This is a genomic window from Oryzomicrobium sp., from assembly GCF_036820405.1.
In the GTDB taxonomy this organism is placed as follows: domain Bacteria; phylum Pseudomonadota; class Gammaproteobacteria; order Burkholderiales; family Rhodocyclaceae; genus Oryzomicrobium.
This window is the reverse complement of sequence record NZ_DAISLS010000009.1, coordinates 158624-173308: the sequence shown is the minus strand read 5'-3', so window position 1 is coordinate 173308 and position 14685 is coordinate 158624. Positions and strand designations below refer to the sequence as shown.

General features: G+C 64.6%; 19 protein-coding genes. 7 read left to right on the top strand and 12 right to left on the bottom strand.

The features are described from left to right. Positions 1–47 precede the first annotated feature (47 nt). From gp10 to V7Z98_RS10450, 5 genes are read right to left on the bottom strand one after another with little or no spacing between them, the layout of a single operon-like run. Positions 48–374 carry a capsid staple protein gene (gp10, locus tag V7Z98_RS10470; protein WP_334157914.1) on the bottom strand — a complete coding sequence of 109 codons (327 nt, stop codon included), beginning with the start codon at positions 372–374 and terminating at the stop codon, positions 48–50. A gap of 12 nt (positions 375–386) precedes the next feature. Beyond that, positions 387–2057, bottom strand: coding sequence for a portal protein (locus V7Z98_RS10465; RefSeq protein ID WP_334157913.1), 1671 nt, complete (start codon positions 2055–2057; stop codon positions 387–389). 3 nt (positions 2058–2060) lie between these two features. Next, the gene (locus tag V7Z98_RS10460; RefSeq protein WP_334157912.1) at positions 2061–2390 is read right to left on the bottom strand and encodes a hypothetical protein; all 330 of its coding nucleotides are present in this window, start codon (positions 2388–2390) and stop codon (positions 2061–2063) included. A 2-nt stretch (positions 2391–2392) separates the two neighbouring features. After that, positions 2393–2848 carry a hypothetical protein gene (locus tag V7Z98_RS10455; protein WP_334157911.1) on the bottom strand — a complete coding sequence of 152 codons (456 nt, stop codon included), beginning with the start codon at positions 2846–2848 and terminating at the stop codon, positions 2393–2395. Then, complete coding sequence (locus V7Z98_RS10450) at positions 2845–3303, bottom strand: GNAT family N-acetyltransferase (RefSeq protein WP_334157910.1); 459 nt, start codon at positions 3301–3303, stop codon at positions 2845–2847. Before V7Z98_RS10450 ends, V7Z98_RS10455 begins: the two co-directional genes overlap by 4 nt. 86 nt (positions 3304–3389) lie before the next feature. Between V7Z98_RS10450 and V7Z98_RS10445 the strand changes: the two genes are divergently transcribed. Next, positions 3390–3605, top strand: a complete 216-nt coding sequence (locus V7Z98_RS10445; RefSeq protein ID WP_334157909.1) for a hypothetical protein — start codon at positions 3390–3392, stop codon at positions 3603–3605. On the opposite strand, the gene V7Z98_RS10440 is transcribed toward V7Z98_RS10445, so the two are convergent. The 7 genes from V7Z98_RS10440 to V7Z98_RS17875 all read right to left on the bottom strand — a co-directional run bounded on the left by V7Z98_RS10440 (position 3602) and on the right by V7Z98_RS17875 (position 11808). Further along, the gene (locus V7Z98_RS10440; protein ID WP_334157908.1) at positions 3602–5095 is read right to left on the bottom strand and encodes a hypothetical protein; all 1494 of its coding nucleotides are present in this window, start codon (positions 5093–5095) and stop codon (positions 3602–3604) included. The two genes, V7Z98_RS10445 and V7Z98_RS10440, sit on opposite strands and share 4 nt — an antisense overlap. Positions 5096–5130: 35 nt before the next feature. Then, a complete protein-coding gene (locus tag V7Z98_RS10435; RefSeq protein WP_334157907.1) occupies positions 5131–5631 on the bottom strand; it encodes a hypothetical protein in 501 nt (166 codons plus the stop codon). Positions 5632–5712: 81 nt separating this feature from the next. Next, entirely contained in the window at positions 5713–5949 is a 237-nt protein-coding gene (locus tag V7Z98_RS10430; RefSeq protein WP_334157906.1) for a hypothetical protein, read from the bottom strand. Between the two features lie 675 nt (positions 5950–6624). Beyond that, a complete protein-coding gene (locus V7Z98_RS10425; protein WP_334157905.1) occupies positions 6625–9192 on the bottom strand; it encodes a phage/plasmid primase, P4 family in 2568 nt (855 codons plus the stop codon). Further along, positions 9189–10181 carry a DNA methyltransferase gene (locus V7Z98_RS10420; protein ID WP_334157904.1) on the bottom strand — a complete coding sequence of 331 codons (993 nt, stop codon included), beginning with the start codon at positions 10179–10181 and terminating at the stop codon, positions 9189–9191. Before V7Z98_RS10420 ends, V7Z98_RS10425 begins: the two co-directional genes overlap by 4 nt. Continuing rightward, positions 10175–11581 carry a hypothetical protein gene (locus V7Z98_RS10415; RefSeq protein ID WP_334157903.1) on the bottom strand — a complete coding sequence of 469 codons (1407 nt, stop codon included), beginning with the start codon at positions 11579–11581 and terminating at the stop codon, positions 10175–10177. The genes V7Z98_RS10420 and V7Z98_RS10415 overlap by 7 nt, the downstream gene beginning before the upstream one ends. Beyond that, positions 11578–11808, bottom strand: coding sequence for a Cro/CI family transcriptional regulator (locus V7Z98_RS17875; RefSeq protein WP_442951832.1), 231 nt, complete (start codon positions 11806–11808; stop codon positions 11578–11580). The genes V7Z98_RS10415 and V7Z98_RS17875 overlap by 4 nt, the downstream gene beginning before the upstream one ends. A gap of 147 nt (positions 11809–11955) precedes the next feature. On the opposite strand from V7Z98_RS17875, the gene V7Z98_RS10410 reads away from it, so the two are divergent. From V7Z98_RS10410 to V7Z98_RS10385, 6 genes are all read left to right on the top strand, one after another. Beyond that, complete coding sequence (locus V7Z98_RS10410) at positions 11956–12771, top strand: helix-turn-helix domain-containing protein (RefSeq protein ID WP_334157902.1); 816 nt, start codon at positions 11956–11958, stop codon at positions 12769–12771. A 156-nt stretch (positions 12772–12927) separates the two neighbouring features. Continuing rightward, positions 12928–13062 carry a hypothetical protein gene (locus V7Z98_RS10405; protein WP_334157901.1) on the top strand — a complete coding sequence of 45 codons (135 nt, stop codon included), beginning with the start codon at positions 12928–12930 and terminating at the stop codon, positions 13060–13062. 11 nt (positions 13063–13073) lie between these two features. Then, entirely contained in the window at positions 13074–13451 is a 378-nt protein-coding gene (locus V7Z98_RS10400; protein WP_334157900.1) for a hypothetical protein, read from the top strand. Positions 13452–13455: 4 nt separating this feature from the next. Further along, complete coding sequence (locus V7Z98_RS10395; RefSeq protein WP_334157899.1) at positions 13456–13911, top strand: hypothetical protein; 456 nt, start codon at positions 13456–13458, stop codon at positions 13909–13911. A gap of 4 nt (positions 13912–13915) precedes the next feature. Further along, positions 13916–14068 carry a hypothetical protein gene (locus tag V7Z98_RS10390; RefSeq protein WP_334157898.1) on the top strand — a complete coding sequence of 51 codons (153 nt, stop codon included), beginning with the start codon at positions 13916–13918 and terminating at the stop codon, positions 14066–14068. Beyond that, on the top strand, positions 14068–14685 hold a 618-nt coding region (locus V7Z98_RS10385; RefSeq protein ID WP_334157897.1), incomplete at its 3' end, for a DUF7666 domain-containing protein. The genes V7Z98_RS10390 and V7Z98_RS10385, both read left to right, overlap by 1 nt.

Below are 14685 nucleotides of genomic sequence, written 5' to 3'. Positions count from 1 at the left end.
TGGCCACCCGAAGGTGGCCGTGCGCCGAGGGGATGATTCCGTTGCCGTTAATCCGATCCGCTGCCGTAGAGCACCTCGGCAGCGTTGCGCAGCACCCCCTGTACCGTCACGCCGAGGTCGGTGATCTGTAGGGACAGGCTCACATCGGCGTCTTTGTCGTCGCCGTCGCGCTCCAGGGACTCGGTGGCGGACGTGACAACGGCCTTGGCCTGCAGGGATACCTGGGTACCGGCCTTGAGCGCCTTGGAGATGCCCAGGGCCTCGCACTGCTCCTCGTTCAGGTACAGACACAGGCCACCCGGGTAGTTCGGCGGTGTGTAGTCGGAGAGGCCCGCATCGCCGGCCTCGCGCTTCATGTCGATCAACTTTCCCATCTCGGTGATCCTTTAGCTTGTGTAGCCGCTGAAAGCGCGGGTAACGTCGGTGAGGGCATTGGGTTCGCCGGTCTTGGCGGCGGCGAGCTTCTGCGCAGTGTCAGCGCCCTGGTTCATCAGGGCTGCCTGCTGGGCCTGTTGCGCCTGCTGGGCGCGCTGCTGGCGGAGGGCCTGCACCTGGTCGGCCGGTACGATGATCTGCGGGTCGAGTCCCAGCGAGTCGGCATAGATGTCGGCCCACTTATCGGCGTCGAACTTGTCGAGCACGTCCGGCTTGAAGCCCGCCACGGCGCCAAGGTTGCCGACGAAACGGTCGATACTGTTGGTGCCCACGGCGCGCTGGGCCTGGGCCAGCATGCTGACCAGGTCGACGTTGATGTCGTGGCCCTGCAGCTCGTCAGGCGGGGGCGGGACGATGCCGGCCGCCATGATCTGATCGAAGGTCATCTCGATCAGGGGGTCGAGCAGCTCGTTTTGCAGCCGCTCGAGCACCGGCCCCAGCATGAGCAGCTTTTCCTCGTGGCGCTCGGCTACCTCGGTGGCGGTCATGCGGGCGTCGGACTGGTTGGCCAGCATGAGGAACAGATCCGCGTAGAAGGCGCCATCGATGCGCCCACGCACGTCCTTGATGTCGGCCAGTAGGTGCGACAGGTCGATGTTCACTTCGAACGCGGTACGGATGCCAGCGCCGGGCCCGGTCGCATCCACGTAGCTGATGCCGCCGGGCAGCGTTTCCACGTCATGGTTCTTCATGCTGGTGGGCACCTGCAGCGGCGGGTTGGTCTTGTAGTCGATGCCCTGGGCCTTGCGCAGTTGTTCATGCTGCAACTGCTTGATGTCCCCAAGGGCTTCCATGCCCGGGGAGTTGCCGTAGATGTCGCCGCCGGCCGTGGCCCAACGCGGGCACAAGGCGGGGAAACGTTTGAACCCTGATTCGCGCAGGAACGTGCGGGCATCGCCGCCCAGCTCGAAATAAACGGAGCGCCAGGCCATGTTCTGGCTGTCGTGCTTGCCCGGATCGCGGTCGCCGCGCGGCTCGATGGCATGGACGATCGTCACCCAGGCGTCGAGGGTGCCGCGGTCGTACAAACTCTTGACGGTGGAGCTCACCTTGTCGATGCCGAACTCGGCGACAACCTCATGGACGGTTTTCTGGAACTCGCGGTAAAGGGTGGTGACTTCGCCTTTCCAGTTGGTGGCGATGGCGTATTCGCCCGCAGTCAGCGGGTGGTGGTGGATGACGTTCTGGAAGTCCGGCACCACGATACTGGCCGCCGTGCCGAAGGCGCCCAGTTCCTCGTACATCGAGTGCAGCGCCCGGTAGGTGTTGGAGCGCTGGAAGATGGCATGCATCAGGTTGCTGACATCGTTCAGCCACAGCTTGACCGGGGCGTACTTCATCAGATCCTTGTCGGCCGTGGCGAGGCGGAACCAGGGGCGGGCCGGGCTGGTCATGCCCGACATCATGCCGGCGGCGAGCACGCGCAGCGCCCGGGTGCCGGTGTTGTCGTAGATGTTGTTGTGCCGACGCTGGCCCCGGTTGCGGTCCTGGATGAAGAAGCGCCCCGACCGAGGGAGCAGGTAGTCGCTGATCTCTTTCCAGTGGCTGAACCAGCTGGAGCGCTCGGTCTTGAGCTGCCCCCAGCGGGTCAGCAGCTTTTCGCGCGGGGTCTTGTCGGCCATGACTTACGACCCGAGGAGGGTGTTTTTCCCCAGGTTGAGCGCGCTCGGATCGACGCCCTGGGGGCCAGTCAGCATGGTGCCGGAGGCTCCACCCTTGCCGGCCTGCTGGGCGGCTGCAAGAGCGCCTTGCGTGTCGGCCTTCTTCTGGTTGGCCTGGTTGAAGGCTTCGTCGGCCTGTTGCGCCTGCTTGTCGGCGGCGGCCTTGGCCTGCTTTTGTGCAGCATCTTGCTGCTTGCGCGCCGCGTCAGCACTCGCGCTCTGCGAATAGGTGCTGTACGCCGAGACTGCTACAGCGGCAGCGGCCAGGTAGCCTGCGGTTGCTCCACCGGACATGGTCATTCTCCTGTGATGGTGATGGTGTTTTCCCCGTGGTGGGAGAACAGCTGATCTGCCTCGTCGGTGAACTCACCTTCGGCAGTGGCAACGTCCTCAGCCCGGGAAGGGAAAATCATGGTCAGGTCGGTATCGGCGTTGGCGATGAAGGCCTGCTTCCGTCCAGCACTTGCCGGCAGGACGTGGTAACCGACCAGGTGCATAGGCTCGCCTTCGGTGGCGACCAGCACATCGCCGTTGACGATGACGACCGTGGGGATCTTGATCAGCACGCCGGTGAGCACCACCCCCGCCGGAATACGGATCGTCCGGGCGTACAAGCCGCCGTGGATGACGTGGCCGGTGGCAATCTCAGCCTGCGGCAATTCGCGCACGGCGCTCTCCAAGGCCCGGACCCGTTCAATGGCCTGAGTGCTCATCGCCGGGATGCTCGGCGTAGTGGCGGCCGGCAGGCTCACGGCAGTGCCCGGAAGAAAACGCGGTTGGTTTCGCGGTAGCCGACACCCGGGAGGACATCGGCTAGGCGGCCACCAGAGGGGGCGCTGACCAGCAGACCAGGGGCGCCCAGGGTCTTTGCATGGGCCTCCGCCGCGCGCAGCAGCTTCAAGCCGGCGCCGGACTTCCGGGCCTGGCCGGCAACGAAGAAAGACTCAGCAGCAGCCATGCGGACCCCGTAATGCGGCAGCACCGGGGCAAGAATGAGCAGGAATCCGATCAGGTCGGCGCCACGGTAGGCGCCCAGGCAGGACAGCACCCCCGCTGCTTCCGATTGCCGATAGAACGGCATCTGCGCCGAGGGGTGCGGCAGTCCCTCGATTGCGGATTCCTGAGCGTACTCGTCCAAGAGCGCACCCAGGCAGGGCGAGGCTTCGAGGTCGGCGACGGTGCAGAGGCGGATGGCAACGGGTTCCATGCCCGCACGATAGGCGGCCCATGGATGGGTACGGGCACCGTGTAAAATGCAGCATGCCATCCGCAACTTAGTCCAAGGAACGAACCATGCAGAAAACCGCTTTCATTGCAGCCCTGGCGCTGCTTGGCGCTGGCTGCGCCGCGTCCGCCCGAATCGTTGTTTTGCAGCACCCGGACACGAAGCAGACCGTGGATTGCCGGGTTGATGGATCGGTTACCCGGCCGTACCTGAAGCAGGAGAACTGCATCAACGCCTACGAGAAAGTAGGCTATCGCGTCGTCAGCGATTCCGACAAAAACTAGGCGTAAGGGTCGTAATCCAGGCGCCGCTTGCTCCCACCAGCGGCGCGTAGGGCCGCGCGCTTGGGCGTATCCATCAGGGCCAGCACGTAGGCGCTGCCGTAGTCCGGTGAGCGCCCGATCTTGGCGATGATTTCGTCGCGGCTCGCTACCTTGAGCGTGGCGCCCGACAACGACCACGTCGGCGCCGTAAGGTCGGCCAGTAGGCGCGGGTCAGGGGGCAGCGCGATGCCCGTGTTGTTTGTCGGATCGAGGGCCTCGCGCATCCGCCACCACAATTCGCTGCGCAGGTTGAAGAAGCGTAGCCGCCCCGATTTGTCGGTGCCGCGCGCAGCCTCGGCAACGTGGACCCCAACGATCTGCTGCTCGGCCTTCACCAGGAAGTCATAGGGGCTCGCCCCGACGCCGATCACGTCCAGGTGGATGACGGCCTTGTCACGTAGCGCGGCGATGGCCAGGCCGGCCACGGTCGGACCGTCCGGCGTGTCCTTGCCCGGGTAGGTCAGCGGCACATCGAACCACATGGCGTGGCGTCGGGCCAGGATGGTGTTGTCGCGGCCCCCGCGGGCCACGTCCACGCCCAGGCTATCCATCGATGCCAGCTTGTCCGGCCGCTTCCAGCGCGCCTGGGCGGCCTCAACCCATGCGGTCGGGATTACCTGCCAAGGGTCGTCCTCGATGCCCGCGTTGAAGTCGCCGTACAGCATCTGCGAGCGCAACGGCTCGGGCAGAGACTGCAATACCGATTCGTAGCCCGTCCCCATGAGGAAGGGGTTGTCTGCGATCCGAGAGGGAATGAACGTGCGGCTGCGCGGCACGATCGTGTCGCCGTCGTGCTCGAACGGGGTTCCGGCGGGAACCTCGACCTCCTTCCCGTCGAGCACCGCAAACCACCGCAACTCCCCCGGTTGGGCCGGGTTCGGGTGCTTCGGGTCCAGCCACGGGGCGAAGTAGGCCACCACCCACCGGCCCTCTACCGTGGTCGGCGGGTTGAAGGTCATTAGCACGCGGCAGCGCTGGCCGGCCTTGGCGGTGCGGTTCCAGCCCAGGACGAAGCGCGCCTGGTGCTCGCGCAATTCCGTTGCCTCGTCCAGCACGATCAGATCGTGGGGGCGGCCCTGCCAGCGGTTTTCGTCGCCCGGGTTGTCCAGGCCGCCCACCTCGCACAGCCTGCCGCCGGGCAGGCGCCAGGCGCCTTTCTGCGAGCTGTAGCCGTCCGTCCCGCCCAGTACCTCGGCCAGGCGCTGCACAAAGCCCTCGGTCTGCGCCTTCTCGCGGCGCACAAATAGCGTGCGGTCATGGGCGGTCAGCGTCAGGCCGACGGCCAGGTCGGTCTTGCCGCCGCCCGCCGAGCCGCCGTATCCCGTGACATCGGCAGGGGACTGGAATGCCGCAAGCTGAGGGCCGGGCAAAGGGCGCCATGGGGTATCGCGGATGTCCGCCGCCAGGAGCGCATCGACCTCGGCGCGCTCGGCCGGGGTCATGTAGGCCATGGCGCGCTGGATCTCCGCAACGCTGGGCGCCTGGCTCATACCAGGTCGGCAGCCGGGTCATCCTCGGCGCGCGCGGTGGCCGCGGCGACGATGGCCGCGAGGCGGGCGCCCCGGTCCGTCTCGCTGATCTGCACCGGGCCGCCGCTGGCACCGGTCAGCTCCATGCTGGTCTTGTCACCGTACTTGGTCGGATGCCACTTGGCCAGTAGCTTGAGGCGGGTTTCGACTTGCAGCTTGCGGTGGCCCAGCATGTCACCGCGCTTGACCTTCAACTTCTCGCCGTCGTCCTCGGTTTCCTCGCCGACTTCTGGCGTGTTGGCGATTTCGAGGGCCTCCTCGGCGATGGCATCGAAGCCGGCGCGACGCGCGCGCTCCATGCGCTCGGCAAATTCGGGCCGGGCTTCGATCCAGTGGTACACCGTGCGCCAGGCGGGCATGCGCTCATCGCGGCAGATCTGGCGCAACGGCTCGCCGTCTGCGATGCGGTCGCAGATTTCAGCGGCAAGGGCTTCGGTGTAGGTCGAGACTTTCTTCATGCGCGCAGTAAAGCGCGCGTCGTTGCAGGCACGGGCACCCGCCGGCCAGGGTGGTTTGTGCGCCGCGTGCGATGGGTGCCATCAACGGGTATCCACGGCTTTGACCCGCACAGCAAACTGCGCACGCCGCTTGTACTGGCAAATTTTCGCCACCGCGCCCTTACTGATCTCGAACTTCTCAGCCAGTTGGCTGTAGCTCATGCCGTCGGCCTCATGCAGCGAGCGAATACGCTCCACCTCCGCGTCTGTCAGTTCGGCATTCGGATGATCCTCGCCAATGCGAAGGCCGGCTTCGTTTACCGCCACGGTTTTCAACACGGTGCTGCCCTCCTTGAATCTGCAAAATATTGCGTGGAACGTTTGGAACGTTTTTCATGGTTTTTTAGGTAACTTTTTCACATATACGTATGAGGAATTTCCTTAAAAAAGGGCGATAAACGTTCCAAACGTTCCATGTAGAAAAATGCAAACAGACTAAACAGGTAATAAAATGCGAATAACCGCGCCGGTTACCTGCCGGCGCACCAACATCAGCGCGGAAGGGCGCAACAAAATGCGAACAAGTAAAAAACTGCTAATTTCTGCGTGCGCAGTATGTTGCGTACTCGCCAACACCACCGCGGTTGCTGCTGACCAAGCCGACTACGATGCTGCGGTTGCCGCGACCCTAGGTGCAGAAAGTCGTAACACGCTCGCAAAGATTGAAGAATTCAGGCTTTGCTTGCGCACAGCAGCGGCAAACTTGGATGACTTCATATCGCCGGCATCCGACATTGCCTCGGCTGCAGCCTCGGAGTGCGCCCCGAAGTGGCAGTCGGTATTGGTGGCGTCCAACGAATCCCTGACAAAGATGGAGCAATACCCCTCTCAGGCGGTGCGAGAGACCGCCCTGCGTGGAGTACTTGAAGCCCGTAGGACCAAGTTGAGCCAACCCCAGCCCTCCAACGCAAAACGGCCCCCTCCCAAGCCGCGCACAACGATGTAATTGCGTCGTCACTCGAAGTCCCCCACCCGCCGCACGCGAATACCGAGCAGCCCCCGCCCTCGCAATCCGTAGGTATTCATCGCCGGCTCCATTCCCTTCGATTGCAGCCGTCGCCCTAGACTCTTGGCCGAAGCGATGAACCGCAACTCGCCACGGGCCTTAGCGAAGGCCTCCCAACTGGCCCACAGCCGGGCATTGCTCTCCACGTGGCCGGGGCCCACCTCGCAGCACTCGTCCAACCATTCGCCGAGCAGGTCCATGTCGCTCTTGTAGTCGTCGCGTGCCTTGCGCACGGTGGCCGGCGGCTGCAGGCCTGCCTTGCGGTAGGCCAAGGCCCCGCGCACGCACCAGGCCAGGATGCCCGGGGCTTCGGCCGCCAGCTTCTCGGCCCGGTCAGGGTCTTTCACCAGCGTCAGGTCCTGGTCGAAGTTACGCGTGAACGGCACGGGCAGCAGCCGGCGCCAGATGGCGTGGTCGTCGCCCTTGACGATGGGCCGGTGGTTGGTCGGCATGAAGGCCACCCAGGTGGGTGCCACCTCGACCGTGGTCTTGGAGTACAGGCCCCGCGCCGGCAGCGGTTCGCCCCCGGTCATGGACTTGATCAGGCCCTCGCGCAGCTCAGAGCCCTCGTCGGGCTCGCTCACATACACGAACCGGGCGCCGCGCAAGCGCAGCACGTCCTCGCGCGCCGCCCCGGCGTTGCCACCGGCCGCGCCACTGCTCAGGAAGGTGTCGGCGCTTGCCATCTTGGCGTGCTCGCCCAGGGCGTCGCGGATAGCCCCCAGCACCGTACTCTTGCCGTTGGAGCCCGACCCGTAGGGAATGGCGAGCACGTCCTCGTCCGGCTTGCCCAGCAGCGAGTAGCCCACGAGCCGCTGGAAGAAGCCGATCATGTCGGCGTCGCCGAAGAAAACGTCGGCCACGGTCTGCTCAAACAGCGGCGCCCGGGCGGCGGGGTCGTAATCCACCGCGGTGATGGTCGTCACGCAGTACGCCTGATCAGGCGGCAGCAGTCGGCCCGTGTGCAAATCCACCACGCCGTTGCCCACGCCCAGGAGGTGGGTCTGCTTGTCCAGGTCGGCCATGCCCACCACGATGCGCGGGTCGGACTGTGCCAGGCTCACCATGTTGCGCACCATCACGGCCCGCTGGCTGATGGCGCAGAACTTGAAGAACTCGGCCCGCTCGGCGTCGCTCTCGATGGCCTTGGCCTCGTCGGGCAGCGCACGGATGGTTTCCTTCGCCAGGTGCTCCAATTCGACACCAGCCGCGCGGCGCCAGTAGATGCCGGTCCACATGAACCAGCCGTCGATCTCGGGCACGTACATGAGGCCGTCACCGTAGTGGTCGAGCATGCGCTCGGCGTTGCCGAACTCGGTCATCTGCCGACGCTGCTTGTTGAACGGCACGACCTTGCGCCCACCCGCCATGGCCGCGCGCACGTCGGCCACCGGCAGGCTGGTGTCGGTCAGTTCCTTGAAGCGCGCCCGGATGAGCCCGGCCAGTTCGGCCCGCAGGGCCAGGTCCGTGCCGGCCGCTTCGCCCGCCGCCCGGGCGACCTCATTCACCAGGTCGATAGAATCCTCGCACGCGAGGATCAGGCCCTTGGCATCATCCAGCGCGGTACGCTTCTCGGCCTTCACCGCGTCGCGCTTACCCTGGTTGCCGACCTTGAGCAGCCAGCGCGCCGTCGTCGGGTTGCGTCCCGACCGGCCGAAGCTCTCCCATCGCTTCTCCACGTCCTCACGGTTGGCGTAGTTGCTGGCCGTGCTCGACCACTCGTCCCACAAGGCCAGGGCCTCACCGCTGCCGGCGAACTCATGGTGCAGCGACATGCCGACTTTCAGCCAGGTGTCGTAGTCCTCGTTATCGACGTAGGCCACCAGGCGCCGTGCCTCGCCCAGGTCGATACCCACCGGAGGCTCGAAGGCCATCAGCGGGTCATCGATCGGCGCCGAGGTCATGCCCCCAGCCTTGTTCCGGCTGCCTGACATGCGGGCAAGGCCGGCTTCCTCGGCCATGGCCTCGAACACCTGCAGCGCTTCCTCAACCTGGGCATCGGTGATGATGGGCAGGTCGCCCGCGCGCATCGCTTCCAGGCCGCCGAAGAAATCCACCCACTCGTAGGGCGCGCCCGTGCCCGGGTGGATGTGGTACGCGACGAACTGCTGCCCCTTGCCCAGGATCTCCAGCCGGTGCCGGCCGCCGGCCAGGTCCTCGAACCAGGCACCGGTGGCCTTGCCCCAGCCCTCGGCCTGGGCCCGGTAGGCGAGCAGGATCTTGGGCGCGTTGCCCACGCGCTCGCAGGTCAGGCCCAGGTGTTCCTGGCACCAGGCCACGAACCGCGCAGCCAGCGCGCCGTCCGTGGTGTCCACGTCGATGGCGGCGATGGGCTGGGCCCCTTGCCCGCACAGCACACCGACGCCGTGGGCCGGGTAGCGGGTCAGGTCAGCGGCGCCGAGGCGGGCGGTTTGCCAGTTGTCCAGCGCGGGCCGCTTGTGGCCCGGCTTGATCGGGATGATGAGGTAGCCGTTGCCCAGCAGGGCCCGGCCGTGGTGTTGGAAGTCGGAAGTCACGCAGCCACCCCCAGCAGCGCCGCCATCAGCCGATCGTCCAGTTGCTGGGTATTCCGTACGGCCTGGTGCCAGTAGCTCGACTTCAACTCAAAGCCCACCGCGCGGCGCTGTTGCTCCAGGGCTACCCACACCTCGCTGCCAATGCCCATGAAGGGTGTCAGCACGGCCTCGCCGGGCAGGCTCCACAGCTGTATGCAGCGCTCGATCACGTCGAGCTGCAGCGGGCTGATGTGCTGCTCGTCCTTCTCGTCGCGCGCCGAACGGTATTGCAGCGTGCGCGACTGGCTGATGTCGGTCCAGACCGGCGAGGCGTAGCGCTGCCAGACCATGATCGATACCCAGGTCCGGTAGGGCCAAGGCTCCCGGCCGGCCGCGCGCATCGCGTCGGCCTGCTTCTCCCAGGCGGCAGGCGACACGTCCAGGGCGTCGCCCGCGTAGTGCTCCAGGCCGCCAGCGATGGCGGTCTCGTTGTCGCCCGGCTTGCGAAAGGTCACGACGTAATCGGCCAGCCCCTGGCCGCTCATGCTGCTGTCTTTGCAGAGCTGCTTGTGCAGCAGGCGTAGCGATTTGGTGCGCTGCTGCTGCACCACGGGGTCTTTCCAGATGCACACCTCCGAATGGAAGATCCAGCCGGCCGCCTGGTAGGCGCGAACCACGTCGCCGCGGAAGTCCCGGATACCGATGAATCCCTCGCGCTGCTTGAGTGCCGGCAGTTGCATCACGTGCACGCTATGCAGCCGGCCAGGTGCCGTTACGCGCAGCAGCTCGCCGATCAGAAACTGGTAGTGCTCCCAGAACGCCGCCCCATCGTTGTTGCTGATGTCGCGCGGGCTGTTCGTGAAGCGGTACAACCCCTCGAACGGAGGCGAGTGGATACCGTAGGGGATCGAGTTGTCGGGGACCGCCCGGATGAGCTCGCAGGCATCGCCGTGGTAGATGGCGTAATCGCCGGTGACGACCTGATCGATGGCCTTGATAGCGTTCAGCATGCTGCCTCCTCGGTAAGCCACGCCGGCACACACACCGGCAACGTAGGGTTGTAGGTGTCCTGCTCCAGCGCGGCGCCATGCACGGCCTCGCCGGACAGATCGGCCATGTTGGCGACCATCGCCGCGGCCATGCGCTCGGCGTCGAGCTCCTTCCGGCGCAGGTTTTCCAGCACCGCGCCCTCGGTTGACGCAGCGACGAAATGCACGGTGACCGGCTGTGCTTGCCCAAAGCGCCAGAACCGGCGCACGGCTTGATAGACCTGCTCGAACGAATCGTTGAGGCCGACAAAGACGGTGTCGGCGCAGTGCTGCCAGTTCAGGCCGAAACCGGTCAGGCTGGGCTTGGTCACCAGCACGCGGATTGCACCGGCGGCGAAGTCGCGCAGGATCTGCTCCTTGCGCGCCTCGCTATCGGCACCCCGGATTTCCACCGCGCCCGGCACCGCGGCCGCCAGGGCCGTCGATTCGTCGTTGAGGTTGCACCACAGCACGCAGGGCCTATCCGCCGGGACCAGCTCCGCGGCGAACGCCACGCGCTGCGCCATGCTCTCGCGCCGGGCGCGCAGCCGATCGGATAGGGTTCGCGCCACGGTGCCATCGGCAGGCACCAGGTGCTCAACCTGATGCAACGGCGGCAAGTCATAGGCGCCGTCGTCGTAGCCCAGATCGGACGGCCGGCGCAGCAGCACCGACCACGAGCACATCCAGCGCCAGAACTCATCCTCGGCGTAGCCCTTCAACCGCCACTTGCTGGTGTCGCCGCCGTCGTGGGTGAAGAAGGTCGCCAGCATGCCGGTCAGCGGCATCACGCCCAGGAACTCGGCATGGTTGCCCAGCTCGGTGAAGTCGTTCGGTGCCGGGGTCGCAGTGGCCGCCAGGCGGTAGGGCACCGCCGCGCACTTCTCAATCAGCATCGTCCTGGTCTTGCCGTCGAAAGCTTTCAGGATCGACGACTCATCCAGGATCACACCGGAGAACTGCGACAGGTCGAAGTGGTGCAGCTTGGCGTAGTTGGTCACCGAGATACCCGGGCCGACATCGTTCTGCGTCGCGCAATGCCGTGCTCCGATGCCGAACTTGCCGCCCTCCCGCACCATCTGGTCCGCCACGGCCAGCGGGGTGAGTAGCAGCACCTTGCCGCCAGTCGCCCGCACCACCGCATCTCCCCAGGCAAGCTCCATCAGGCTTTTGCCCAGGCCGGTATTGGCAAAGATGGCAGCGCGCCCGCGGCGCAGCGCCCAGCGCACGATGTCGCGCTGGTGGGGGAATAGCTGCAGCGGCAGGTCAGGCGGTTCGACAAGGCCCGTAGGGGGATCGAGCCGAACTTTCGCCGCGAGGAAGTCCTCGTAGGACTTAGGTGCGGGCAGGGCCCGGCCTTGAGTCAGTTCCTGGGGGCTCACAGCTCGCCGCCCTCTGACTCACCCGGCAAATCCACCAACGCTAAGAAACGGGGGTTTATCAACCGGGCCCGCGGCACCCCGTACAATGTTTCGATCTCAACGACACGCCCTGTGGGGACGTAGCCACGCAGTAACCAACCACTTATCGCCTGCTGGCTTACTCCCAGCGCTTCAGCCAGTGCGACCTGCCCCCCTGCACTCTCGATTGCCTGCTTAATCCCTGACACAGCGGTATCCTCCGTACAAAAACCGCACCAAGGATACAACCGTACAACTGTAAAAACAACAAACAGACAACCACAACAAAAATTATCTTGATTTTCAAAGCATTCGCCCTAGATTACAATCCATCGGTTGTAAATATGGAGAGATGCATGCAGCAACAACAAGACCTTGGCACGAGACTACGCTCTGCCCGTGAGGACAAGAAGATGCGCCAGGAGGATGTTGCTGCTTTTGTTGGCGTTACGCAGCAGGCAGTCCAAGCTTGGGAGGCGAATCGATCTACGCCGAGGGGGTTGCAGAAGATTGCGAAGCTTGCGGAAGTGCTCGGCCTTGAGCCTGCGGATATTCGGAACGAGCTACCCCAATCCCCGCCCTCCTTTCCGCCGGCCTTAGAGAAGCGGGTCAAAGAATTCGCTGCATCTGTATTCGCCCCAATGGAGGGAAGAGCGATTGGGGTATCTGCTTTGCACGATGAGCGGCGTGCAAAGCGCCGGTCGGAAATAGCCCTAAACCTGCCGGATGAGCTGCAAAAATCGGTATTCGCAGCTATCGACGTACGCGGAACCCCCTACTATTTCGATTACCTAAGCCGGCGCGTTGTAGCTGTCTTCATGCACCTTCCAGAGGACTCTAGTAGGCTATCAATGACGGCAGCGCGCTTTACCTTGTATCGGTTCGCTATCGCCAACCGTCACTACAATGACTTCCCGGTTCCTGACCGGCATTATCTTCTAGCCGTGGTGGGCGAGCACAGCCAGGAGGTCCAGCTCCCCCGCCCTATAAGAAACGAGGCAGCGCTCTTCGATGTCGCCCTGGAAATGCACAAGGACATGGAGAGTGCATGCAAGCGCGTAGTCGAACTTGAAGGTATAAAAACGGAGATGGAGGAGCTCATGGATGCGCAGGAGTACCTAAAAGACCTCGACTGGCCAGACATAGACCTAGATTCAGGGGTAGCGCTCTAACTAGTCAAAGCCATGAATGGCGCCTTACGGCGCCATTTTTTATGCCTCGATGCACAACTAAAACAAAAATAAATACAACAAACCAATTTACAAGGTTGTTGTTGTTGTCCTAGACTCGCCATCAAGTTGTTTTACTTGTATGCGAAAGGACACAACGTGCTTGCTTCCCCCCTGATTCCCGGTCGCCTGTACCGCGCACGCGGCGCCGGGCTCGACCTGAACATCATCGCTCCCCATGGCTGCGATGCCATCTGCCGCGTCCTCGGCATGTTGGAGCAAGCCAAATGCTGACCGCCCAGCTCATGAAGTCCATGGACGCCGACCACCTGGTCGCCGCGGCCCGGGCTGAACTCGACCCGAAGACCAGCACCCTGCTGGAACTTGAACTGCTCGATCGCCTGGAAGCGCTGCTCGATCGGGCCCACCACAACACCCCCATTGCTGACCTGATCGCCGAATACGGCATCACTGATGACGACGTGAGGGCCGTCATCGAGTCGCACCCGGCCAGCAGCAAAGACCAGGCTGCGCTCCTGTCCTTGCTCAACGACGAGGACATCCACGAGCCGGACCAACTCAAGGAAGCCCTCCGGCTGCTCAAGGAATTCGAGGCAATTGCCAACGACGCTGGCGATGCCGTCTACCGCCTTTCCCAACTCATCACCACCGCGCAGGAGTAACCCCATGTCCCTCGAAACTGTCATCCAGGAAAACACCAACGCCATCCGCGAGCTGGTTGCCGCACTCGCCAAGGGCGTGCCGACCACATCCGCCCAGGTGGCTGCCGTAGTCGCTGAGGCGCCGCCCGCTGCCAAGGCCGAAGCCCAGGCCACCAACACCAAGAAGGAAGCCGTCAAGGCCGCGCCTACCGAAGATGCCCCGGCCGCTGGCCAGAAGCCCGAAGCCCTCACGCAGATGACCGGTGCCGAAGCCGAGAAGGCCCTGCACGGCCACGCCAATAACCCGGCCGACGCGCCGACCTACCAGGCCACCGCCGACGCCGTGACCAAACTGGCGCGCACCAAGGGCCGCGACGCCGCCATCGCCGTGCTGACCAACTTCGGCGCCGCCAAGCTGCCCGATGTGAAGCCCGAGCAGTTCGCCGCCGTCATCGCTGCCTGCGAAGAAGCCGGAGCCTAGGACCATGAAACCGCTCAACCAGGCGCAGCGCATCCTGATTGCGCTCGGGGTCGAACCCCAAGTCGTCTTGCTCGGTCATTGCCGCGAGAAGGCGCGCAGCAATACCAAGAAGGGTCCGGGCCGCATGCACATGAACGGCAAGACGGAGGGCAAATAATGACCGCCGCCACCCCCAAGAAGCGCACCAAAGCGCAGCCCGCACCCGAGGTCGTCACGGCCTACAAGGGCTTCAACCAATCCCTGCAATGCCGGGGCTTCCAGTTCGAGGTCGGCAAGACCCACGAGCACGAAGGCGAAGTGAAAGCCTGCGCCTCGGGGTTCCACTCCTGCGAATACCCGCTCGACGTTTTCAGCTACTACCGCCCCGCCGAGAGCCGCTTCGCCGTGGTCAAGGCTTCCGGACAAATCAGCCGGCACGACGACGACAGCAAGGTCGCCAGCGCCACCCTCACCGTAGAGGCTGAAATCGGCCTGCCGATATTGGTCGCCCGCGCCGTGGATTGGGTTATGAGCAAGCTGGACAAGACCATCGAGCAGACCCTCGTCACCGGCGACTACTCGGCGGCCACGAACACCGGCAACCGCTCGGCGGCCACGAACACCGGCTACCAGTCGGCGGCCACGAACACCGGCGACTACTCGGCGGCCACGAACACCGGCTACCAGTCGGCGGCCACGAACACCGGCAACTACTCGGCGGCCACGAACACCGGCAACCGCTCGGCGGCCACGAACACCGGCAACCGCTCGGCGGCCACGAACACCGGCTACCAG